The following is a 22904-nucleotide window of genomic DNA, read 5'->3' on the forward strand; positions in this document are numbered from 1 at the left end:
AGCATCTACTCCGCTGGCCTTGGCTCAAAAGCAGGTGAGTCTTTTTGTGCAGGCCCTGGCGCAATACCGGCAGTGCGCACCGGACCGGTCTCAGTCGATTTGACGCCCTTTTCACCAATTTTAGGAGCCTTGCTCATCAGGCGCATGATATACCAAGTCCCTGCACCAAAAACGAAGAAATACACGATGATGAAAGCGACCAAGGACGCCGCCACCGCAGGCGCGGCCAATGGTGAGACGCTGTCAGCGGTGCGGAGCAAGCCGTAGACCGTATAAGGTTGACGCCCCACTTCCGTGGTAATCCACCCGGCAATGACAGCGACGAACCCCGATGGCGCCATCACTAGAGCGGCCTTGTGCAAGAGCGGCCAATCATAAAGCGTCTTACGATAGCGCGCAAACAAACTCCAAAGGCCTATACCCAGCATGGCAAAACCGATCCCAACCATTATCCGGAACGACCAAAACACCATGCCAACCGGCGGCTCGTCCGCGTCCGGGATCGTATCCAGACCATCGAGCGGCGCATTCAGATCATGCTTGAGAATCAGCGATGATAGCTTGGGAATCTCGATCTTGTAATCGACGCGCTTTTCTTCGCTGTTAGGAATACCAAACAGGATCAGCGGCGCGCCATCAGGATAGCTGTCATAATGGCCTTCCATAGCCATGACCTTGGCTGGCTGATGCTCCAGCGTATTGAGCCCGTGCAAGTCACCAGCAAAAATCTGCACCGGAGCCACAAGAGCGGCCATCCACATCGCCATCGAAAACATTTTTCGAGCATGAAGGTTGGTCTTGTCTTTCAGTAAGTGCCAAGCTCCGACTCCGCCAACCACAAAAGCGGTCGTCAGGTACGTGGCCATAAGCGTATGAAACAGACGGTAAGGAAAGCTGGGATTAAATACGATGTCCCACCAGCTATCGCCTGGAACAAATTGACCGTTGGCCGCAATCTCATGTCCCGTTGGTGTCTGCATCCAGCTGTTCACGCTCAGTATCCAGAATGCCGAAATGAACGTGCCAATCGCGACCATCAATGTTGCGGTAAAGTGAAGCTTTTTTCCGACTTTGTTCATGCCAAATAACATTACACCCAGAAAACCGGCTTCGAGGAAAAAGGCCGTCAGCACTTCATAGGCCATTAGGGGCCCGATAACCGGCCCCGCTTTATCAGAAAAGACCGCCCAATTGGTTCCGAATTGATAAGACATAACAATGCCGGACACGACACCCATGGCGAAAGTCACGGCAAATATCTTTATCCAATATTTGAACAGGTCCATATATATCTGCTTGCCAGTTTTCAGCCAAAGCCCTTCCAGCACCGCCAGATAGCTTGCCAAGCCTATTGAGAAGGCGGGAAATATAAAATGAAAGCTGATCGTAAACGCAAATTGTATGCGCGCTAGCATTACGGCGTCAAACTGCTCAAACATCGTCGATTGTCCCCTTTTGGGTGGATCGATTTTTAAATTTGTCCGGACTTAAATAGAAGCTTGACCGTGATATCACAATGTTATGGCACTTGATAACAAGCATGTTACAGTTGCGTATCATGCAACTGTAACGGATGGACGTATCATGAAAATTTTGAAAGCTGCTTTGTTCTTCGGCGTGCTGACGCTCAACTATCCGGCCATGGCTCAACTCGAGGGGTTTAAGACTGGCCCTGTATTTAACGACTTCGGTCCTACCGCACCGGTGCAAGCCGATACAGCTATCGCCGCGACAACACAGTTTAAAATAGCCTTTGATATTGCCAAGAAAGCCGATGCCGGAAAGCTCAACCGCACCATTGAAAGTGCAGCGCGGTTTATCAATATGCATGTTGCTGCTGGTGTCCCAGCCGACAATATCAGACTTGCGATTGTCGTTCATGGCGCTGCGTCAGTGGATCTCACCAAGCAGGCTTTATATAGCGCGCGCAACAACGACACGACGAATGGCAGTGCGAATGCAATTGCTGTTCTTCAAAAACATGGTGTCGAATTTCGCTTATGTGGTCAAAGTGCGGCGGCACATCAAATCAGCAATGCTGATTTATTACCCGGCGTAAAAATGGATTTATCGGCAATGACGGCGCATGCCCTTTTGCAACAAAAAGGATATACGTTAAATCCATTCTAAGATTACAACACTCTTCTTCTTTAACTGGCGTTTTGAGAATGCCACAGCCCTCACCACCATGCTCAAACCTGTATAGTTTTGGAGTCGTGGCTTTTTCCATTTTTTGATGTTCTGGGGCAGAATGCACCACATTTCCGATGAATTTCGGCCATTTTTCACTTGACCGCACTGGCTCTTCCGCTGGCCGCTTACTTCTGGAATGTATCCCGATAAGCACCATTTTTTAAATAGGCAGGGGGTTAACAATGGAGTTGAGTATAATGAAAAAGCTACCAATGATTGCAGCCGCTTTTGGCGCTGCTACACTAATCGCCGCCCCTAGTTTTGCGCAAGATGCTGGTGCTGAAGCGCCAGAAGAAGGCGCAGCGGAAGCGGCTCCTGCCCCTGAGGCAGCACCTGCGACCATCGATACCGATGGCGATGGCACAATGGATGCCTGGGACCAACGTGGTGACGGTAAACCTGATAGCTGGGATACCGATGGCGATGGCGCCCCAGACGCTTTTGACCAAGATGGTGACGGCGCGCCTGACCCAAAATAGTCAAAAGCATATAAGGCTTGAATAGCCTTAAGCTGTGCCTAACGTGTGCGGCCAATTTGAGCAAATTCTCCCTCCCTGCTCTATTGGCCGCCACATATCTCTGACAAAGGAAGAGAGCTCATGAAACACCTATTGAAACCAGCATTGATTTTGACACCCGCGATATTTGCGCTTGCGGCTTGTGATGCCCCGCCAGCAGATGATCCGGCCGCTGATGGCTTGGAAGATGGTACGGGAATGGAAGCCTCGCCAATGGAAGAGCCAGTCGATACGGCTCCAATGGATGATACAATGCCAGCAGATGGCGGTTTGGAAGGCGGCGCAGCGCCGGCAGATGAAGTCATGCCAGAAGCTAGCGAAGCTATTCCTCCGGTAGGCGAAGACGGCACAACCGATGACGCAGCAGAGTCATCAACAGACTCGTCTATGTCTGAAGGCGAAACGGAAACATCTGAATAATTTCCAGATTACCGGGCATTGGGTCGCAACAAATGCCCAGGGATATTTCGGGGGTGTCGAACGGGGTTAACGCTTTTTCATAGAGGTGAAAATCAATGACGACACCCCCAAATATCTCTCAAATGCCGCTTAATGACATGCTTTATTCGCGCAGCATGTCGAGCGAAGAAATTCAAACTATCCAATCATATCTTCGACATTATGGTTATTTGCAGGAACGATTTGGTACACTGCATGAGGGTGAATATGACGATGCCACCGGAAGAGCCGTCAGGCTTTTTCAAAACTGCTTCGGACTGCCTGCATCCGGTCTTATGGATCAAGCGACCTTATGCGAGATGACCAAGCCACGGTGCGGCTTTGCCGATATTCTTCCTATCGGCGCATTCACCGCAGTGAGCCGCTGGGAGAAATCCGAGCTTACCTATAAATTCAACAGCTTTTCAACGAAAATGGCACAAGCGGACATCGAACGGGATGTTGCCGCCGCTTTTGATCTCTGGTCTGAGCAATGCGATCTTCAATTCTCCCTAAGTGCCGATAATATTGTTGATATTGATATTCAGTTTGCCACCGGAGAACATGGCGACGAAAGTCCTTTTGACGGCCCATCCGGAGTATTAGCCCATGCTTATTTCCCGCCGCCTAATGGCGGTCCACTCGCGGGTGACACGCATTTTGACGATGATGAAAACTGGACATGCAATGTTAGCGATACCCAAGGCATCGATTTCCTGACCGTCGCCGCTCATGAATTTGGTCATGCGATAGGCCTCGGCCACAGTCGTCAGAGAGGCGCGCTCATGTTTCCCAGCTATTCTGGTACGCAACGCTTTTTGGCACAAGATGACATAGCGGGATGTCAGTCACTCTATGGTCCGCCAAGCGCATCTGAAAATTCCGATTGCCCATCTTAACTGAGCAACGAATATCTTTTCAAAACCACCTACCGCAATTCTGTAACCTTCTGCCCTGATTTCTCGAACTTTGGAACATAGGACACTTTTTCCATTTTTCGTCCAATTATGCTATCGAAATCATCTAAGCAAAGGACACAGAATGCATATTTTCAAATCAGTCGCGGTTTTGGGCGCAGCAACTACGCTTGCCCTAAACCCAGGATCAGCGATCGCCTTTGGCGGTAGCAGTTCACCAAGTAAAAGCGCCCCTAAATACGACGCTTCGGTCGAATATCAAAAAGGTGTGAAAGCCCTCAAAGCCAAAGATAACAAAGCCGCGGTTGAAGCGTTTAAACGCTCACTCAGTGTCGCACCACGCAATGCCAACGCGCAATATCTCCTCGGCGTCAGCTATGTCGGGATGAACGATTATAAAAAGGCACGCAAACCGCTCGAAAAGGCAGTCAAATATGACAGCAAATTGATCGGTGCGCATCGCGATCTGGCGATCACATATCACAAACTGAAAATGACCAAGAAAGCTCAAGCTTCGCTCGGCAAACTGACGGCCAAGGACAGCGCGTGCGGCAATAGTTGCGCAGACAAGGACGAACTCACCAAGGCTATTGCCAAAGTTCAGGCAACGATGAATGGCGGCGGTTCTGCTAGCTACCAGCCCGCTGACAGCATCGAATTTGCAAGCATTGGCAATGGCGATATTGCTTATATGGGTGCGGTCGCTCTTATCAACGAGAAGAAATATGAGGCCGCTATTGCAGAGCTGCAACTGGCATCGATGACCTTTGGTCCACATCCTGATATTCTTACCTATCTGGGCTTCGCCAATCGCAAACTCAAAAATTTCGAGAGCGCTGAGCAATATTATCAAGCGGCCTTGGCGGTTGCGCCAGAGCACCGCGGCGCGACAGAATATTATGGCGAGTTGATGGTCGAACGCGGTGATCTTGCTGGCGCTAAAAAGAAACTGGCCCGACTGGAAAGCCTGTGCAGCTTTGGTTGTTATGAAGCCGAGGAGTTGCGCCGGTGGATTGGCGAAGCGTCCGTTTCCTAAAATATAGTGCGGTGATTGGTTTGACCTGTGCAGCCGTTGCACAGGCCGCTGATCGCCCGCTTATTCAGGCAATCGAATGGCTTGACCCGGCACAGCATCTTGCTGCGTTGACGACAGAGCCGCGGCGTGTTGCCGCGGCTAAGGATCAACAGATGCTGGCTGGTGAAGCTTTGTTCCATACGCCGACACTATTGGGTGGTCAGGCAGCGAAAGCAGGCCTTTCTTGTGCCAGTTGTCATGAAAATGGTCGCGATAATCCTGCCTTTCTATTTCCCAATGTCTCTGGCGAACCAGGAACAGCAGATGTCACGAGCAGCTTTTTCAGTTCCCATCGCGGTAACGGGATATTCGATCCAGTCAAAATCCCGGACCTTACGGTTCCGGGAAAGGTTTCTCGCGCCGAGGATAGCCAAGAGCTGGAAAAGTTCATCCGCGACCTGATTGTGGAGGAGTTTAATGGACAAGAGCCGACACCATCGGTTCTAGGCGCCCTCACCCACTACGTGCGATCTTTATCGGCTGACACTGATAATGATCGTGTAGCGGTAACGGCCGAAAATCAGTTGGTGGCCGTCGATCAGGCGGTGCTTTCTGCAAAAGAGGCACGGCAAGACAATGACCTGAAACTATCTCATTTGTTGCTCGCCTCTGCGCGCAACCGGCTTGGCCTGATTCACGAACGCTATGCGGGAAAGAGCCTCACCCGTCAGCGCAAAGCGATTATGTCAGCCAGCCGAGAGCTTGGTGAGCTGCAGGACATTGAGGACAATGCTGATTTTATCGTCGCTTTGGAAGAATGGGAAAGTGGCTTCCAGAGGACCCGAAAGCTTGTAGTCGCAAAGCAACATATGTCGCTCTACGATCCCAAGCTATTAAAGGCAGCCCTTTCTCAGAACGCAAACTGACAAGCAAAAACGGCCCGGAGATTTTGTCTCCGGGCCGTTTCTAATTCGATATACAATATGATGACTAGCCGAACTGGTTCATCGTATTATCTTCGCCGCCGGCTTTCAGAGCGGCATCACCAGCAAAATATTCTTTGTGATCATCACCAATGTCGGAACCCGCCATATTTTGGTGTTTCACGCAGGCAATACCTTGGCGAATTTCTTCACGTTGAACGTTGAGAACATAACCGAGCATGCCTTGCTCACCGAAATATTCCTTGGCGAGATTGTCGGTCGACAGCGCGGCGGTGTGATAAGTCGGCAATGTGATCAGGTGGTGGAAAATACCAGCCCGCTTCGCACCGTCAGCCTGGAAGGTCCGGATACGCTCATCTGCATCAGCTGCCAATTCGGTCGCATCATATTCCACGCTCATCAGGTTCGCCCGGTCGTAAGCGCTCACGTCTTTGCCTTCTGCTGCCCACGCATCATAAACCTGCTGACGGAAGTTCAGCGTCCAGTTGAATGATGGCGAGTTATTATAAACCAGCTTCGCATTCGGCATAACTTCGCGGATCCGGTCAACCATTCCAGCAATTTGCTCAACATGTGGTTTCTCAGTTTCGATCCACAACAGGTCAGCACCATGCTGCAAGGATGTGATGCAATCGAGTACACAGCGGTCTTCACCGGTTCCTTCGCGGAACTGGAACAAGTTGCTTGGCAGACGCTTCGGACGCATCATCTTGCCATCTCGGTTCAGGATAACATCGCCATTTTGCGCCGTCGCCGGATTGATCTCTTCGCAATCAAGGAAGCTGTTATACTGGTCGCCAAGATCTCCAGGCTCATTACTCACCGCAATCTGCTTGGTCAGACCAGCACCTAGAGAGTCGGTGCGGGTCACGATGATGCCATCTTCAACGCCCAGCTCCAGAAACGCATAACGACAAGCACGAACCTTCGCGAGGAAGTCTTCGTGCGGCACGGTCACTTTACCGTCCTGGTGACCACATTGCTTTTCATCCGAAACCTGATTTTCGATTTGCAGGGCACAGGCACCCGCTTCGATCATCTTCTTCGCGAGCAAATAAGTCGCTTCGGCATTACCAAAACCAGCATCGATGTCAGCGATGATCGGAACAACGTGGGTCTGGTGATTTTCAACTTCGTTCAGCAAACGCTTTTCAGTGACCATGTCGCCGCTGTCGCGAGCCGCATCAATATCGCGGAACAGGCCGCCCAGTTCGCGCGCATCGGCCTGACGCAGGAAGGTGTAAAGCTCTTCAATCAGCGCAGGCACGGATGTTTTTTCATGCATGGACTGATCGGGAAGCGGACCAAATTCGCTGCGCAAAGCAGCAACCATCCAGCCGGATAGATAGAGATAGCGGCGCTTCGTGTTACCGAAATGCTTCTTTATAGAAATCATCTTCTGCTGACCGATGAAACCGTGCCAGCAACCCAAAGACTGTGTATAATTGGCTGGATCAGCATCATAAGCAGCCATATCTTCGCGCATGATTTTTGCGGCATATTTGGCGATGTCGAGGCCGGTGTGGAACCGGTTTTGCAAACGCATACGAGCGACGGCTTCGGAATCGATACCATCCCATGTTCCGTTTTGCTTTTGGATCAGCGCATTCGTCTGATTGATATGATCTTGATATGACATGGTCATGCTCCTTTAAAAATTCGGCAGTTCAAGCGGTGTCCGCGAATCGTTGTTCACGAAAGCTATATCCCGTCTTACGCGGCCTAGAGCCCAGTCCGAAGCGCTGTGCAGTTTAACTGTAACGCTTTACAAAATATTGTTGTATAGTTGTAAGAATATTACAAACGAGGCGATTCGGAAAACTATGAACAGACTCCATCATGTCCAGTGAACGCCCGGTCTACATGGGTCCCCGCCTCAAAAGGCTACGCCGCGACCTCGGCCTAACGCAAGCGGACATGGCCGCCGACCTCGAAATCTCGGCATCCTATGTCGCCTTGTTGGAACGCAATCAACGCCCCTTTACGGCCGACATGCTACTGCGCCTTGCCCGAACCTATAAAATCGACATGGCCGAACTGGCTGGCGACGGCGGCGAAGAATATACCGCACGGTTAGAGGCAGTGCTGAAAGATCCGATGTTCGCGGACATCGATTTTCCGCAACTCGACACAGCGGATGTGGCTATCAGTTATCCTGGCTTTACTGAAGCCATGCTGCGGCTTTACACAGCCTATCGGGAAGAGCAGCTCGCGCTGGCCGATAAAGATACCGCTCCTCGTGTGGACGGTAGCAGCGTTGACCCTGATGCCGCCGATCCTGTCGCACAAGCACGCCGGTTTCTTGCCGCTCGGCGCAATAGTTTTTCCAGTATTGATGACGCTGCCGAACGGCTTGCTGAAAGCGTGAACAGTCATGAAAGCATGACCGCGCATCTAAATGACAAGCACGGCCTTCAAGTGCGCAGACTTCCCGCTGATGTCATGATGGGCGCGACAAGACGGCTCGACAGGCATCGTCGTCAGATCCTGATTGATGATCAGCTGGATAACGCCAGTCAGCGATTCCAACTCGCGCTGCAGCTATCCTATTTGGAACTAAACGACGAGATCGATAGTGTGCTGAAAGAAGGCAGCTTTGCCACAGAAAGCGGCGAAAGACTGACACGCAGAGCGCTTACCAGCTATGCGGCCGCTGCATTGCTGATGCCTTATTCCGCGTTCGCCAAAGCAGTCGAATTACGTCACTATGATGTAGAAGCGCTAGCCCGCCAATTCGGCACCAGCTTCGAACAAACGGCACACCGGCTGACCACACTCCAGAAACCCGGTCAGGAACGCGTTCCATTTTTCTTCATCCGGGTCGATCCCGCCGGCAATGTCTCAAAGCGCTTGGACGGCGCAGGATTTCCTTTCGCCCGTCATGGAGGCGCTTGCCCATTATGGTCGGTACATCAAGCATTCCGGTCTCCGCGACAAGTTGTCACGCAGTGGCTGGAACTACCTGACGGAGAACGTTTTTTCTCGATCGCCCGCACCGTTACTGCCGGTGGCGGAGCATTTGGATCACAACAGGTCGAGCGGGCTATTGCGCTGGGCTGTGCAGCGGAACATGCCGACCGCCTGATTTATACGCGCGACCGTCCGGATATCAGCCCGGAAAATGCCACACCAATTGGCGTCACTTGCCGCCTTTGTCACCGCACAAAATGCCGCTCACGATCCGCGCCGCCCATTGGCCGTCAGATTTTATCAGACGACAATCGTCAATCCAACACGCCGTTTGGTTTTTCTCACAGCTGACTTTTTTGAAGATAGTCTTTTTTCAAATATGGATTCAGACATTGGACCAAATGTCTGGAGGCCCGAGCCGGAATCGAACCGGCGTACACGGATTTGCAATCCGCTGCGTCACCACTCCGCCATCGGGCCGGAGAGGGGGCGCAATTGCGTCGCTTTTCCGGCAATGTCAACCCAAAGTTGATACGAACCCTGCTTCGTGAACAGTTAATATCCTGGCATAAATCTAGTCATAATCGGAAAATCACGGGAATCCGTCTTGGCGACATCAATAAGTATGGCTACAAGCGGTCGAAAAATATCCATACTGTATTGCCTAAATAATACAGGGGTGGCATAGGCTAAGATAAATAAATTGAAGGTAGTATAGTGGGTCACGAGAATTTTACCGAAATGCGTAAGGCCATGGTGGTCAGCCAGCTACGAACAACTGATGTCAGCGATCCTCGCGTGATCGCGGCGATGAGCCATGTTGCGCGGGAAAATTTCGTTCCTGCGGCATCGCGCAATGTTGCCTATTCTGATCGCGGTGTACAAATTGGTGATGGACGGGCCCTTAACGCGCCGCTTGCAACCGGTCGGCTACTGAATAGCGCAGAATTGACCAAGGATGATAAGGTTCTTTTGATTGGGGCAGCGACAGGTTACACTGCCGCGGTTGTCGCGCAGTTGGCGGGATCAGTCGTCGCCGTGGAGCAATCCTCGAAACTGGCCACTAAAGCGAAAGCCAATCTAAACGATCTGGATAATGTACAAGTTGAGAAGACCGACCATGCCGATGGTTTCGCCGATCAAAGCCCTTACTCTGTGATCATAATCGATGGAGTTGTCGACACGATTCCAGCGAATTTGGTCAAGCAATTGGCGCCTGAAGGCCGCTTGGTTGGAGCAATTATGGACGATGGCGTCGCACGACTGGCGATCGGACACAAGGTGGGCGATACTATTGGCTATCAATATTTCGCAGATTGCGGCGGCGTTACTCTACCCGGCTTCGAACAAGCCAAGAGTTTCAATTTCTAATATGCAGTGTTTCTGCGAAAATTCCCTGGGAGAGGTTTTTCAATGAGTAAGCGCAGATTGTTGCTTAGCGCGGTCGCCATTGCGGCCATCTCTACTCCGGCTCAGGCTGACACGCTTCGCGAGGCGTTTGTAGCGGCCTATAAAACCAATCCGACATTGTCTGGTGCTCAGGCAGCGCAACGCGCAGAAGACGAAAATGTGCCAATAGCCAAAGCAGATGGACGACCAAGTGCAGGTTCCCAGTTTGGCTTTCAGGAGGATTTTCTCCGCAATGCGATTAGCTTTACGGCTCCTCTTCGGCGGGTCACGGCGGGTGGCGACGTAAGTGTGCCGGTATACTCGGGCGGCAGAGTTAAAAATGCCGTTCGGGCAGCCAAAACTCGTGTTGCTGCTGGCCAGTATGATTTGCGGGGAACCGAGGCTAGCCTGTTCAGCAACGTGGTCGCAGCCTATATGGACGTGATGCGCGATGAAGCCGTCGTACGGCTTAATCGCGCCAATGTTGGTGTTCTAGCTGTCAATCTGGAGGCCACCAGCGATCGTTTTGAAATTGGTGACCTCACCCGTACCGATGTGGCCCAGTCCGAATCGCGGCTAGAGATTGCAAAAGGCGAATTGGAATCCGCGCGTGCCAATCTGATTGCCAGTAAAGAAAATTACATTGCTTTGGTTGGGCAAGTTCCTGGCGAACTACAATCTCCTCCCCCTTTACCAAATTTGCCAAAAGCGCCGGATGAAGCGGTGGACATTGCTTTGCAATTCAATCCTGACCTCTTGGCAGCGAAGGAACGAAGTGCTGCCACAGAGTTTGATATTAAACGGGCGCGCGGTGCTGTCAAACCAACCCTCGAAGCATATTTGCAAGGCACTTATATAAACTTTCTGAACACGCTGGACCGCCGTGATCCCGATTTACCGGCGGATCCGCGACTAGGTCCGCGGGCGTCGCAAGAACAATCCAATGCAGAAGCCGGTGTACGCCTGACCATTCCGATCTATCAAGGCGGACGTCCGGCAGCACAGATACGCCAAGCCCAGGCGAGATCTGGTCAGGCTTATGAGCAAGTCATTGCAACGGAGCGCAACATCATCGCACAAACCCGTGCCGCCTATTCCAGTTGGCGAGCATCCGAACGGGTGATCCAGTCATCGGAGCGGGCGGTCGCTGCCAGTGCTTTGTCTCTGGAAGGCGTTCGAGCAGAAAATAGCGTGGGCAACCGGACCATCCTAGACATTTTGAACGCAGAGCAAGAGTTGCTTAATGCGCAAGTGCAACTGGTAACGGCGCGGCGCAACAGCTATGTTGCAGGCTTCACCCTGCTGGCGGCCATGGGCCGCGCAGAAGCGCGTGACCTGGGCCTAGACGGTGGTCCACTTTATGATCCCCAGGTCAATTATGACCGGGTAAAGAACCAGTTTTACGATTTTCAGTCTGACCCGAACCCTGAACCGCAGGCGACACGGACCGTTGACACGCCTGCACAAACCGCTGACATCGAACCCTTGCCAGAAGCCAAAGGACGCGAATAACGATCAACTGGCAAATGGTTGCCGACCTTATAGCAACTGCGCTAAGAGAATGTGATCACGCGTAGCTTTAACTTTTTGAGTCTAGAGGTTTTGTAAATGGCGGAACAAAATAAAGAATCGTCCATGGAAGAAATTCTATCATCGATTAAGCGCATTATCGCTGAAGATAAGGCGATCGAAACAGATCGTCCGACTGAGAAGAATGAAGATATTGCAGAACGCAAAAATGTCTCACCGCGCCTTAAGACCGTTGCTGATAATGTCACCCCGATCGCGCCGCTGCCAAAAAATATAGCGATCAAAAGCGGTGAAGTTAAAAAGGCTACCGCGAAAACAACAAGCGATGATGATGGCGTTCTGGAACTGACCAATGAGGTCAAAGACAATAAGCCATCATCCGCTCAAGGTGTTTTTGGTGATCGTCGCAAAGAAGAGCGGTTGATCAATGATAAAAAGCTCGATTCGATGCGTCAGTCTCTGTCAGCATTGGTTGCCATGGAGGATTCCGGCTCCACAGCGCCGCCGACAAAGCCAGCCAATGGCACCTCCTTAGAAGACCTTACTCGTGATCTCATGCGGCCAATGCTAAAAGAATGGCTGGATGAAAACCTTCCTAAGCTTGTCGAGGAAATGGTGGCACGCGAAATTCAGCGGATTAGCGACCAGTAAGACAACCGCGCTAATCCAATTGCCTTGCCCGAGCGACATGCTACACCGGTGGGCATGAAAACTATCTCTCGCGCTTCATCATTGGCTCTGCTGCTTGCAGGGACCGTATTTTCCACCTCCATCGCCTCCGCCAGACCCATGACGGCAGAAGATCTCGCGACCCTGAAAAGAGTTGGCTCTGTAGCAGTCTCGCCTGATGAAAAATCACTGGCTTTCGGCGTCACCGAAACCGATAGGCAAAGCTACGAGCGATCATCCGCGCTCTATTTGCTGGACCTGACCACAGCAAATGCAACACCGGTCCGCATTGCTGATCAAGCAGATGCGAGTGAACATAGTCCAGCGTTTTCAGCGGATGGAAAGTCGCTCTATTATCTGTCGGATGTTAATGAAACCGAGCAGCTATGGATGATTAATCTTACGACTGGCGGCCAAGAAGGTGAACCTGTTCAGGCAAGTGATCTGAAAGCCGATATTGCCGGTTTCAAACTGTCTCCAAAAGGCGATAAAGTAGCGATTTGGGGCGATGTTGCCAAAGGCTGCCCGACATTCGGATGTGATGCAACAGAGGGCGGAGACGGTAACCGTGCGCTACCTGGGCCGGGTACCGGGCGAGAATATGAAGAATTGTTCGTGCGCCATTGGTCAAGTTGGGAAACACCCGGCAATTACAGCCGCATTTTTGCCTTTGACTTGCAGGAAGGCAAATTGGCCGGCAACGGCACCCCAATGGACGGTGATCTGATCGGCGATAGTCCGTCAAAACCCTTTGGCGGCGGAGAAGAAATCTCCTGGTCACCAAACGGAAAAGGCTTGGCCTTTACCCTGCGTAAGGCAGACCGCAATGAACCGAAGTCAACCGATCTGGATATTTATGGGGTTGCGCTTTCCAGCGGCGAGCCCAATCCGATGCCAGGCAATGGCGATGCCACCGACACCCTCCCCGCTTTCTCGCCAGATGATGAATGGCTGGCATGGGCGGCAATGGAACGGCCAGGTTATGAAAGCGACCGTAAAGTGGTCAAGCTGCTCCGTAAGGGCGAAAAAGAGCCGCTTGTGCTGACGGGAGACTGGGATCGCTCGGTCAGCTCCATTACGTGGACGCCCGACAGCCGAGCTTTGATCGTCACCGCTTCGGAGATTCTCGATTATGCTGCCTTTCGTGTTAATATAGACGATGGCAAAGTCACTCGCCTAACCGACAAGGGCAGTGTCGGCAATATCACGCCGCTTGAAGATGGATCGATGATCTTCACCAAGAAGAGCCTGCAGGCCCCGGATGATATTTATCGCCGGGCTGCTGATGGGACAGTGACGCAGCTTACCAATATCAATGGCAATGCATTGGCGGAAATTGACGAAGTTGCCGTGGAACGGTTTAGTTTCAAGGGCGCGGAAGGCGCAGAGGTCTGGGGTCAGATCATCAAGCCAGAAGGAGCGAAGGGCAAGCTACCAATGGCGTTTCTGGTTCATGGCGGACCGCAGGGCAGCTTTGGCGATAGCTGGTCAACCCGTTGGAATCCCAAGGTAATGGCATCGCAGGGCTATGCTGTGGTCACCATCGATTTCCATGGCTCGGCGGGCTATGGTCAGGAATTTATGGACAGCATCAATCAGGACTGGGGCGGTAAACCGCTTGAAGATCTGAAACTTGGCCATGCAGCGGCGCTGAAAATTGACAAGCAGATTGACGGGACACGATCCTGTGCTTTGGGGGCATCCTATGGCGGCTATATGATGAACTGGATTGCGGGCCAATGGCCGGACCAGTTCGACTGTATCATCAACCATGCCGGGATATTCGATCTGCGCAGCTTTGCTTTCTCGACCGAGGAGCTGTGGTTCGATCAGTGGGATCATGGCGGTCCCTGGTGGGAGCGGCCCAATCCGGAGAAATGGAACCCAATCCAGCATATCGACAAGTGGAAAACACCGACCCTGTTCATTCACGGGGAGAAGGATTTCCGCATTCCCTATACCCAATCGCTGATGCCGTTCACCTATGCGCAAGAACGAAACATCCCTTCCAAACTGTTGATTTTCCCCGATGAAAACCACTGGGTGCTAAAGGGCAAGAATAGCGTGCAATGGCATAATAATGTGTTTGACTGGATGGCCCGCTGGACGAAGGAAAGCGAAAGCAAATGAGCTTTTTTCCCACTGAAACGGACGGCGACACCGTCATCGTCACCCTCACCAATGCGCCGCGCAATACATTGTCGACCGAGTTACTCAACGAGGGCACGGAAGTGTTCCGGAAGTTCACGCAGGACAACCCCAAAGGTGGCGTTGTGCTCACGGGAGCGGGCGAACATTTCACCTGCGGCATGGACACCAAGATCGCGGCCGCGCTGGATGAAGCGGGTCAAGAACAAGCGATTGCCGCCATTAACGCCTATGCCGCATCGCTCCACCGCCTGCCCTGCGCGTTTGTTTGCGCGGTCAATGGCAATGCGATTGGTGCTGGCGGGATCATGATGCTGTGCGCTGACTGGATTTACGCTGCCTCTGGCAACTACAAAATCGGCCTGCCCGAGGCTAAGGCGGGCCTGCCCTTCCCGCCCGTCCCGCAGGCAATATTGGATCACTGGCTGGAACCGTCGTGGCGGCGGCGCCTGGCGCTGTCGAGCATGTTGCTGAAACCCAATGAAGCGATTGGCGCTGGCATGGTCGAAGCAACACTGATGCCTGGCGATTTGATCGAAAAATCCGTAGCAAAGGCAAAGGAGCTCAATGCGCAGCCCGGTTTTGCCGCCTGCAAGCGCCAGCTGCGCGCGAAGGCCAATGCCGAAATTGACGCGATATTGGGATAGGTTTTGGTTTTACCCCTGTCATCCTGAACTTGATTCAGGATCTAGGGTGACTGTCACGACCAACAATCTGGATGCTGAATCAAGTTCAGCATGACGAATTTTGGGCGATTTGACGGTTGCCCCTTGCTAAAACCGCTGGCAAAGGCAGCGCATGACATTAGATAAAAACTTCGACCCGGCGGCCATTGAAGCGCGCTGGTATGCACATTGGGAAAAATCCGGCCAGTTTCGCCCTGAACGCGGCGATGCAGAGCCGTTTACGATCGTCAATCCGCCGCCCAATGTCACGGGAAGTTTGCACATTGGTCACGCGCTCGACAATACGTTGCAGGATATCATCATCCGCCACGAACGGCTGAAGGGCAAGGATGCGCTTTGGGTTGTCGGCATGGACCATGCGGGCATTGCGACCCAGATGGTTGTCGAGCGGCAGATGGAGGAACGGCAGGACAAACGCACCAACTATACGCGCGAAGAATTTGTCGAAAAAGTCTGGGAATGGAAAGAGGAATCCGGCGGTGCGATCACCGGACAGCTCCGCCGTCTCGGCTGTTCGATGGACTGGTCCAACGAGCGCTTCACCATGGACGATGGCATGAACGCAGCCGTGCTCAAGGTGTTTGTCGATCTTTATAAGGATGGCCTGATCTATCGCGACAAGCGATTGGTGAACTGGGACCCGGCGTTGAAAACCGCGATTTCCGATCTGGAAGTGGAGACTGTCGATACAAAAGGCAGCTTCTGGCATTTCAAATATCCGCTGGCTGATGGTGTGACACTGGACCACCCAGATTTTAGGGGCCAGGACTATATCGAAGTCGCCACCACCCGGCCCGAAACGATGCTGGCCGATATGGCGGTGGCCGTGCACCCGAGTGACGAGCGCTATCAAAGCGTCATCGGCAAAGAGATTGAGCAGCCGATTACCGGACGCCGTTTCAAGGTCGTGGCGGACGAGCATGCCGATCCGGAACTGGGCAGCGGTGCGGTGAAAATTACACCGGGCCATGATTTCAACGATTTCGAGGTCGGAAAACGCGCCGGTTTTGCGGCGAGCGAGATGCTCAACATGCTGGATGGTGAAGCCAATGTTTGCCAAAGCGCTGACGGGCTGATTCCGGAAGAATTTATCGGCCTCCACCGGTTCAAGAAAGATGGCGTCGATGGCGCACGCGAACTGGTGGTGCAGCGGATGAAGGAACTCGACTGCCTGATCCCGCACGTCACCAAAAACAAAGATGGCGAGACGCAAGAGCATGATGCCGAACCGCGTACCATTGCGACACCTTTTGGTGATCGCGGCGGCGTAGTTATTGAACCGTGGCTGACCGATCAATGGTATGTCGATGCCGAGACGCTGGCACAGCCTGCGATTAAAGCCGTGCGCGATGGCAGCATCGAGATTGTTCCCAAGACCTGGGAAAAGACCTGGTTCAACTGGATGGAAAATATCCAGCCTTGGTGCGTGTCGCGCCAGCTGTGGTGGGGGCACCGGATACCGGCTTGGTTCGGTCCAACGATTGAAGACGGGGTTGCGCAACAGAATAACGAAAAGATTTTCGTTGGTGGCAGCGAAGAAGAAATTATTCGGGAAGCCAGAGCCTATTATCCCGACAAATATGAGATAGCGATTGATGGTATTCCTGATGGGATATCGGCTGACTTTGTCAATTTGACCCGCGATCCCGATGTGCTCGATACCTGGTTCTCTTCTGCTCTCTGGCCGTTCGGCACGCTCGGCTGGCCGGAAGATATGGTCGAAGGCGGCGCTCACCCTGAGCCTGTCGAAGGGTCCAATACCGGGCTTCGACAAGCTCAGCCTGAGCGCAGTTTAGTCCCCCGCCCCGGCTCGGACCTCGAACGCCACTACCCCAACGACCTGCTGATCTCCGGCTTTGACATCCTGTTCTTCTGGGACGCGCGGATGGCCATGCAGGGCATACAGTTTATGAAGGATGTGCCGTGGAAGCGGCTCTATCTGCACGGGCTGGTGCGCGCCGAAGATGGTTCGAAAATGTCCAAGTCCAAGGGCAATGTGGTCGATCCGCTCGGCTTGATCGACCAATATGGTGCGGATGCGTTGCGCTTCTTCATGGCGGCAATGGAAAGCCAGGGCCGCGACATTAAAATGGATGACAAGCGGGTCGAGGGCTATCGAAACTTTGCGACCAAGCTATGGAATGCCTCGCGCTTCTGCGAAGTGAACGGCATTGGCGCGAGCCAGACTCTGCGCGCACCGGAGGCCAAGCTTCCGGTCAACCGTTGGATCATTTCCGAGGTGTCCGAAACGCTGGCCACGCTCGACAAAGCGCTGGGCGATTTGCGCTTTGATGCGGCGGCCAACACCATTTATCATTTCACCTGGGACCGGTTCTGCGACTGGTATCTCGAACTGATCAAACCGATTCTAAGTCAGGCTGAAAAGCCCTCGCCCCTTCAGGGGAGAGGGTTGGGAGAGGGGGAGACTCACGACGCTTCCGATACCCCCCTCTCCCCGGCCCTCTCCCCTGAAGGGGAGAGGGAGGTTGACGAAACCCGCGCCGTTGCGGGTTGGGTGCTGGACCAGATCATTGTGATGCTGCACCCGTTCATGCCATTCATTACCGAAGAGTTATGGCACAGCATGGCTTCCGAAACCGGTGGCCGGAACTATGACCTGATCGTCGCGAAATGGCCGGAGCCAAAGGCGGAAATCGATGCTGACGCCAAGGCGGAAGTCGACTGGCTCATTCATCTCATTACTCAGCTCAGATCAAATCGGACTGAAATGAACGTTTCGCCAGGAGTTCGCACTGATCTGATCGTTCACAATGATCAAAAGTTTGATGGTGAAGAAGTAGTCGATGGTCAAAGGGTCGATCTAGTGGAGAAATTTCGTAACTTCGGGAATATGATCTCTAGGCTGGGTCGAGTAGATGTTGTTGAATTCGCTCTAACTGGGACGGCATTTCAACTGGCGTCAGGTGAAGACATTGATCGCACAAAATATGATTCAGGCAAAAGCGCAGCTTTTCAATTGATTGTAGATAACGTGACATACTCTGTTCCGCTCGATGGGGTGATCGATATTGATGCCGAAAAAGCGCGTCTGGGCAAGGCGCTGGAAGGTGTATCGAAGGAAGCTAAGTCGCTCCAAGGCCGTTTAGGCAACGCCAATTTTGTCGAGAAAGCCAAACCGGAGGCGGTTGAAAAAGCCCGCGCAGACTTGGCCGATAAAACCGCAGAAGCCGAACGCTTGCAGGCGGCGCTGGATCGGCTGGGATGACGATCCCACACAAAAGGCGGCTTAAGGTCGTCTGTAGGCGCAAAAAGCGGACAATATTTAAATATGCGCAGAGACGTACACATACTTGATGCCTAACTCTTTGTCGTGGCGATCCTGATCTTTGCCGTGGGCTCGGGAATTTCCATCTAAGAGGGCATCCATAGCATCAGTGACCCTCAGCCTGTTCAATCACCCGAATAGACCTATGTCGTCTTGATATTGGCAATGGTCTTTGAAGGGGCCGCTTGGCTGGTTGCGTTTCGCGAGTTTCGCGGCCTGTTAAACTGTATCAATTTTGATCACTGGTCTTTTTCCTATGTTGCGCTAGGGTGCTGGCTAAGCGTTTATCATAGCGTTAGACGGATTGGGGTGACCTATTAAATTTTTTGATGAAATGCTCGGAGAAACTGAGTCGGTTAGAGAACCATATCTTGACTATAACGAATGGTTTCAGGGTGAAGACCCGGCTCGTATTCAGCGCAAGGCTGGACAGGCCGAAGCCTTTTTTCGCAAAACCGGTATTACATTCAATGTTTACGGTACCGACGAAGCAGATGAGCGGCTTATCCCCTTTGACGTCGTGCCGCGGGTTATCTCGGCACGGGAATGGCGCAAACTATCCCGCGGTATTGAACAGCGCGTTAGTGCGCTGAATGCTTTCCTGCATGATATATATCATCGCCAGGAAATCTTGCGGGCTGGAAGGGTTCCGTTCGAACTCATCGCCAACAATGAGGCATTCTTGCCACAAATGGTCGGTGTTGATCCGCCTGGTGATATTTACACGCATATTGTCGGCACGGATATTGTACGCACCGGTCCGGATGAGTTTTTTGTTTTAGAAGACAATGCGCGCACACCGTCAGGCGTTTCCTATATGCTAGAAAATCGCGAGACGATGCTGCAAATGTTTCCGGAACTATTCTCGCGGATTCCTATTCAACAAGTCAGTAATTATCCCACAAATTTGCGCCGGTCACTGGGGGCTTGCGCGCCAACGAAATGTGAAGGCAAGCCAGTGGTTGCCGTGCTGACACCCGGCATCCACAACTCCGCCTATTTTGAGCACAGCTTTCTTGCAGACCAGATGGGAGCGGAGTTGGTCGAAGGACACGATCTGCGGGTCGTCGATGGCCGGATCGCGATGCGGACGACACAGGGCTATACTGCAATTGATGTGCTCTATAGACGGGTTGATGATGAATATCTCGATCCGCTCAATTTCAATCCCGACTCAATGCTTGGCGTCCCTGGTATTATGGACGTCTTTAGGTCAGGTGGCATTACCATAGCCAATGCTCCGGGAACCGGTATCGCCGATGACAAAGCCCTTTATTCATACATGCCGGAAATCGTCGAATTTTATACCGGCGAAAAACCACTATTGAACAATGTTGAAACATTTCGTTGTTCTGATCCACAGCAATTGCAATATGTGCTCGACAACCTTGCTGCCCTGGTCGTCAAGGAAGTGCACGGGTCCGGCGGTTACGGGATGCTTGTTGGGCCGGCAGCGAGCAAGGCAGAAGTCGAAGAATTTCGGAAGAAACTGATCGAGCGACCAACCAATTATATAGCGCAGCCCACTTTGGCGCTGTCGACGGTGCCGATTTTCACAGAGAAGGGCCTGGCCCCGCGTCATGTTGATCTCCGGCCCTTTGTCTTGATGTCGCCAGACCGAATTGACATCACAGCAGGCGGTTTGACCCGCGTCGCGATGTCCGAAGGATCTCTGGTCGTGAATTCAAGCCAAGGCGGAGGCACCAAGGACACCTGGGTGCTGGAGGAGTAGCGCAATGCTAGGCAAAACTGCAGGCGGCCTCTTTTGGATGTTTCGGTATCTAGAACGTAGTGAGAATAACGCACGATTGTTAGATGCCGGATTTCGTATTGCTTTAACCCGCTCGGCAAGCGCGTCCGAAGAATGGAAGTCGGTGCTCAAGACCGCTGGCTCGGTTACTGATTATGAGGCCCTACATGGCACTTATGAATCGAAAAAAGTGATCGACTTTCTGCTCCGCGATCTCGCCAATCCCTCCAGTGTTATATCAATCATGAAAGCCGCACGGGACAATGCGCGGCTCGTCCGGACTGCACTTACGCGGGAAGTATGGGAAGCGACCAACGAAGGTTGGATCACACTCAAGGAATTGCTTGATCAACCGGTTCCGGAGAAAGACCTACCTGATGCGCTCAGCATTATTCGCAAACAAAACGCTCTGGTTCGAGGAGCAACTCACGGAACGATGCTGCGCAACGACGGATTTCATTTTACGCAGCTTGGTACATTCATGGAACGGGCCGACAATACCGCGCGTATTTTGGACGTAAAATATTATCTGTTGTTACCTTCAATCGCCAAAATCGGATCATCACTAGACAATGTTCAATGGGAAACCATCTTGCGATCGGTATCCGCACAACGGGCCTATCGCTGGTTAAATGGTGATCAGATTAGCCCGGCCAATATCGCAGAGTTTCTCATCCTGCATCGGCAAATGCCCCGCTCGCTGGCTTATTGCGCACAGCAGGTCGATGAAAGTCTCGGTTTTTTACAGGAAGAATATGGTGTCGAACATGAATCCTGCCGCTTGGCCAACATGGTCCACCAGAAATTGAAAACAGGGCAGATTGGCGAGATTTTTGAAGAAGGGCTTCACGAATATATCGAAGGATTTTTATTCAACAACAGTAGCTTAGGCGCGCAAATTGAGCGTGATTACAGGTTTCAAGGATAATCATGCAACTTCTGGTCAAACACAGCACGACTTACACATATGACGCCGCGGTGGCTTATGGTTTACAGCAGATCCGCCTGACACCTAAATCGAGCGACGGTCAAAATATTATCAGCTGGGATATGACTATTGAAGGCGGTAAGAAAGAGCTGCAATTTGCTGACCAGCATAATAATCAGGTTGACCTGATCAGCATCACCCCGGGCGGTGAACAGATCGTCATACGCTGTGAAGGCGAGGTAGAGGTCGACCAAAATAATGGCGTCATCGGACCGCATCGCGGGTTCATGCCTTTATGGGGTTTTCGGCAGCCTACGCCGTTAACGAAAGCTGGGCCGAAAATAGACGGTCTCCTGCAAATATTGAGAGAAGGGCATTCAGGCGAGATCGAAAGAGCGCATGCCTTGTCGGCTTTGATCATCGAAAAAATTCCATATGCGATTGGGAAAACCAATGCTGAAACAACCGCTGAGGAAGCGATTCAGGTAGGGGCTGGCGTTTGTCAGGACCACGCCCATATTTTCATTGCGGCAATGCGCCTGCTTGGTCATCCCGCCCGTTATGTGTCCGGTTATCTGATGATGAACGACCGCGAAGATCAAGATGCAACTCATGCCTGGGCTGAGGCATATTTTGAAGGTGTAGGCTGGATTGGCTTTGATGTTTCCAACGGATATTCTCCGGATGAGCGCTATATCCGCGTCGCGACCGGTCTCGACTATCAAGAAGCATCCCCTGTGTCCGGTATGCGATACGGTGGCACTTCCGAAAATATGGTTGTTCAGCTGCAGGTTCAGCAGTAAGCAGTTCTTGCACACAAGTTGGTGCTGACAGGGATTACCAAATCATGACATATTGCGTGGGACTTCGGCTCGACAAGGGTTTGGTATTCATGTCCGACACGCGCACAAACGCGGGTGTCGATGATATCGCTCAAGTCAAAAAAATGAACAGTTGGGAAGTCCCCGGGGAGCGTGTCATCACTTTGCTTTCGGCAGGGAATCTTGCGACCACTCAGGCCGTCGTCAGTGTTCTTGACGAGAGAACCAAAGCACCAAAAGATCGCGATCCTTCTATACTGACTGCGCCTTCCATGTTTCAAGTGGCCACGATCGTCGGTGATACGTTGCGGGAACTGGTGCAAGCCCATACCGAAGCCGGCCCGGCATCAGAATCCGTTTTTGGCGCGACGTTAATCGTCGGCGGCCAGATAAAGGGCATGGAGCCGCGTCTGTTCCTGATCTACCCAGAGGGGAACTTCATTGAGGCCGGAGACGATAATCCATTTTTCCAAAGCGGAGAAACGAAATATGGCCGCCCGATTTTAGTTCGCGCGCTAAAACCTGACATGAGCTTTGAACAGGCAGTAAAGCTACTGTGTGTGTCGTTCGACTCCACAATCAGCGCGAATGCAGGAGTGGACTTGCCTATCGATTTGCAGGTTTATGAAACGGACAGCTATGCGATCACGGAACAGCGCCGGATTGAAAAGGACGATCCCTATTTTAACGAGATATCCAAAGGCTGGAGCGAAGCTTTGGATATCGCATTTGCGACATTGCCCGATTTTGAGTTTTGATTGA

At 52.3% G+C, this 22904-nt stretch carries 19 protein-coding genes and 1 tRNA gene; 17 read left to right on the forward strand and 3 right to left on the reverse strand.

The genetic code is table 11. From position 1 onward, the window contains the following. Positions 1 to 5 precede the first annotated feature (5 nt). Entirely contained in the window at positions 6 to 1439 is a 1434-nt protein-coding gene (locus J4G78_RS04580) for a cytochrome ubiquinol oxidase subunit I (protein ID WP_207988889.1), read from the reverse strand. Positions 1440 to 1584: 145 nt separating this feature from the next. Here J4G78_RS04580 and J4G78_RS04585 point away from each other — a divergent pair, with 145 nt between their 5' ends. The 6 genes from J4G78_RS04585 to J4G78_RS04610 all read left to right on the forward strand — a co-directional run bounded on the left by J4G78_RS04585 (position 1585) and on the right by J4G78_RS04610 (position 6007). Beyond that, positions 1585 to 2130 carry a DsrE family protein gene (locus J4G78_RS04585; RefSeq protein ID WP_207988891.1) on the forward strand — a complete coding sequence of 182 codons (546 nt, stop codon included), beginning with the start codon at positions 1585 to 1587 and terminating at the stop codon, positions 2128 to 2130. Between the two features lie 260 nt (positions 2131 to 2390). Next, a complete protein-coding gene (locus tag J4G78_RS04590; RefSeq protein WP_108809672.1) occupies positions 2391 to 2672 on the forward strand; it encodes a hypothetical protein in 282 nt (93 codons plus the stop codon). Positions 2673 to 2792: 120 nt separating this feature from the next. Then, a complete protein-coding gene (locus J4G78_RS04595) occupies positions 2793 to 3131 on the forward strand; it encodes a hypothetical protein (protein WP_207988893.1) in 339 nt (112 codons plus the stop codon). A gap of 95 nt (positions 3132 to 3226) precedes the next feature. After that, positions 3227 to 4048 (forward strand): matrixin family metalloprotease, encoded by an 822-nt coding sequence (locus J4G78_RS04600; protein ID WP_207988895.1) that lies wholly within the window; start codon positions 3227 to 3229, stop codon positions 4046 to 4048. Positions 4049 to 4190: 142 nt separating this feature from the next. Then, positions 4191 to 5102 carry a tetratricopeptide repeat protein gene (locus J4G78_RS04605; RefSeq protein ID WP_207988897.1) on the forward strand — a complete coding sequence of 304 codons (912 nt, stop codon included), beginning with the start codon at positions 4191 to 4193 and terminating at the stop codon, positions 5100 to 5102. Next, positions 5075 to 6007, forward strand: a complete 933-nt coding sequence (locus J4G78_RS04610; protein ID WP_207988900.1) for a hypothetical protein — start codon at positions 5075 to 5077, stop codon at positions 6005 to 6007. The genes J4G78_RS04605 and J4G78_RS04610 overlap by 28 nt, the downstream gene beginning before the upstream one ends. A gap of 64 nt (positions 6008 to 6071) precedes the next feature. Here J4G78_RS04610 and J4G78_RS04615 read toward each other — a convergent pair whose 3' ends face one another. After that, the gene (locus tag J4G78_RS04615; protein ID WP_207988901.1) at positions 6072 to 7664 is read right to left on the reverse strand and encodes an isocitrate lyase; all 1593 of its coding nucleotides are present in this window, start codon (positions 7662 to 7664) and stop codon (positions 6072 to 6074) included. A 200-nt stretch (positions 7665 to 7864) separates the two neighbouring features. On the opposite strand from J4G78_RS04615, the gene J4G78_RS04620 reads away from it, so the two are divergent. Next, positions 7865 to 9286 carry a helix-turn-helix domain-containing protein gene (locus J4G78_RS04620; protein WP_207988903.1) on the forward strand — a complete coding sequence of 474 codons (1422 nt, stop codon included), beginning with the start codon at positions 7865 to 7867 and terminating at the stop codon, positions 9284 to 9286. 55 nt (positions 9287 to 9341) lie between these two features. Here J4G78_RS04620 and J4G78_RS04625 read toward each other — a convergent pair. Next, positions 9342 to 9415, reverse strand: a tRNA-Cys gene (locus J4G78_RS04625). Between the two features lie 237 nt (positions 9416 to 9652). Between J4G78_RS04625 and J4G78_RS04630 the strand changes: the two genes are divergently transcribed. From J4G78_RS04630 to J4G78_RS04675, 10 genes are all read left to right on the forward strand, one after another. Further along, positions 9653 to 10306, forward strand: a complete 654-nt coding sequence (locus J4G78_RS04630) for a protein-L-isoaspartate O-methyltransferase family protein (RefSeq protein ID WP_243457224.1) — start codon at positions 9653 to 9655, stop codon at positions 10304 to 10306. 42 nt (positions 10307 to 10348) lie between these two features. Continuing rightward, positions 10349 to 11836, forward strand: coding sequence for a TolC family outer membrane protein (locus J4G78_RS04635; RefSeq protein WP_207988904.1), 1488 nt, complete (start codon positions 10349 to 10351; stop codon positions 11834 to 11836). Positions 11837 to 11932: 96 nt separating this feature from the next. Then, positions 11933 to 12505 carry a DUF2497 domain-containing protein gene (locus tag J4G78_RS04640; protein ID WP_207988906.1) on the forward strand — a complete coding sequence of 191 codons (573 nt, stop codon included), beginning with the start codon at positions 11933 to 11935 and terminating at the stop codon, positions 12503 to 12505. Between the two features lie 54 nt (positions 12506 to 12559). Beyond that, positions 12560 to 14653, forward strand: coding sequence for a S9 family peptidase (locus tag J4G78_RS04645; RefSeq protein WP_207988908.1), 2094 nt, complete (start codon positions 12560 to 12562; stop codon positions 14651 to 14653). After that, positions 14650 to 15318, forward strand: coding sequence for an enoyl-CoA hydratase/isomerase family protein (locus J4G78_RS04650; RefSeq protein WP_207988910.1), 669 nt, complete (start codon positions 14650 to 14652; stop codon positions 15316 to 15318). Before J4G78_RS04645 ends, J4G78_RS04650 begins: the two co-directional genes overlap by 4 nt. 151 nt (positions 15319 to 15469) lie before the next feature. Continuing rightward, on the forward strand, positions 15470 to 18583 hold the full coding sequence (locus J4G78_RS04655) for a valine--tRNA ligase (RefSeq protein ID WP_207988912.1): 3114 nt from the start codon (positions 15470 to 15472) through the stop codon (positions 18581 to 18583). A gap of 394 nt (positions 18584 to 18977) precedes the next feature. Then, positions 18978 to 20375, forward strand: a complete 1398-nt coding sequence (locus J4G78_RS04660) for a circularly permuted type 2 ATP-grasp protein (protein ID WP_207988914.1) — start codon at positions 18978 to 18980, stop codon at positions 20373 to 20375. 4 nt (positions 20376 to 20379) lie between these two features. Then, positions 20380 to 21321: an alpha-E domain-containing protein gene (locus J4G78_RS04665; protein WP_207988916.1), complete on the forward strand. Its 942-nt coding sequence runs from the start codon at positions 20380 to 20382 to the stop codon at positions 21319 to 21321. A gap of 2 nt (positions 21322 to 21323) precedes the next feature. After that, entirely contained in the window at positions 21324 to 22124 is an 801-nt protein-coding gene (locus tag J4G78_RS04670; RefSeq protein ID WP_207988918.1) for a transglutaminase family protein, read from the forward strand. A 44-nt stretch (positions 22125 to 22168) separates the two neighbouring features. Next, complete coding sequence (locus J4G78_RS04675; protein WP_207988920.1) at positions 22169 to 22900, forward strand: proteasome-type protease; 732 nt, start codon at positions 22169 to 22171, stop codon at positions 22898 to 22900. Positions 22901 to 22904: the final 4 nt, after the last annotated feature.

Origin of the sequence: Parasphingorhabdus cellanae (genome assembly GCF_017498565.1) — a bacterium.
In the GTDB taxonomy this organism is placed as follows: Bacteria; Pseudomonadota; Alphaproteobacteria; order Sphingomonadales; family Sphingomonadaceae; genus Parasphingorhabdus; species Parasphingorhabdus cellanae.

Excerpts from the sequence above, each read along its gene's own strand:
- J4G78_RS04660 (WP_207988914.1), top strand. The coding sequence starts at position 18,978 with ATGCTCGGAGAAACTGAGTCGGTTAGAGAACCATATCTTGACTATAAC.
- J4G78_RS04635 (WP_207988904.1), top strand. The coding sequence starts at position 10,349 with ATGAGTAAGCGCAGATTGTTGCTTAGCGCGGTCGCCATTGCGGCCATC.
- J4G78_RS04590 (WP_108809672.1), top strand. The coding sequence starts at position 2,391 with ATGAAAAAGCTACCAATGATTGCAGCCGCTTTTGGCGCTGCTACACTA.
- J4G78_RS04620 (WP_207988903.1), top strand. The coding sequence starts at position 7,865 with ATGTCCAGTGAACGCCCGGTCTACATGGGTCCCCGCCTCAAAAGGCTA.
- J4G78_RS04640 (WP_207988906.1), top strand. The coding sequence starts at position 11,933 with ATGGCGGAACAAAATAAAGAATCGTCCATGGAAGAAATTCTATCATCG.
- J4G78_RS04655 (WP_207988912.1), top strand. The coding sequence starts at position 15,470 with ATGACATTAGATAAAAACTTCGACCCGGCGGCCATTGAAGCGCGCTGG.
- J4G78_RS04580 (WP_207988889.1), bottom strand. The coding sequence starts at position 1,439 with ATGTTTGAGCAGTTTGACGCCGTAATGCTAGCGCGCATACAATTTGCG.
- J4G78_RS04595 (WP_207988893.1), top strand. The coding sequence starts at position 2,793 with ATGAAACACCTATTGAAACCAGCATTGATTTTGACACCCGCGATATTT.
- J4G78_RS04675 (WP_207988920.1), top strand. The coding sequence starts at position 22,169 with ATGACATATTGCGTGGGACTTCGGCTCGACAAGGGTTTGGTATTCATG.
- J4G78_RS04615 (WP_207988901.1), bottom strand. The coding sequence starts at position 7,664 with ATGTCATATCAAGATCATATCAATCAGACGAATGCGCTGATCCAAAAG.
- J4G78_RS04665 (WP_207988916.1), top strand. The coding sequence starts at position 20,380 with ATGCTAGGCAAAACTGCAGGCGGCCTCTTTTGGATGTTTCGGTATCTA.
- J4G78_RS04645 (WP_207988908.1), top strand. The coding sequence starts at position 12,560 with ATGAAAACTATCTCTCGCGCTTCATCATTGGCTCTGCTGCTTGCAGGG.
- J4G78_RS04585 (WP_207988891.1), top strand. The coding sequence starts at position 1,585 with ATGAAAATTTTGAAAGCTGCTTTGTTCTTCGGCGTGCTGACGCTCAAC.
- J4G78_RS04605 (WP_207988897.1), top strand. The coding sequence starts at position 4,191 with ATGCATATTTTCAAATCAGTCGCGGTTTTGGGCGCAGCAACTACGCTT.
- J4G78_RS04650 (WP_207988910.1), top strand. The coding sequence starts at position 14,650 with ATGAGCTTTTTTCCCACTGAAACGGACGGCGACACCGTCATCGTCACC.
- J4G78_RS04600 (WP_207988895.1), top strand. The coding sequence starts at position 3,227 with ATGACGACACCCCCAAATATCTCTCAAATGCCGCTTAATGACATGCTT.
- J4G78_RS04670 (WP_207988918.1), top strand. The coding sequence starts at position 21,324 with ATGCAACTTCTGGTCAAACACAGCACGACTTACACATATGACGCCGCG.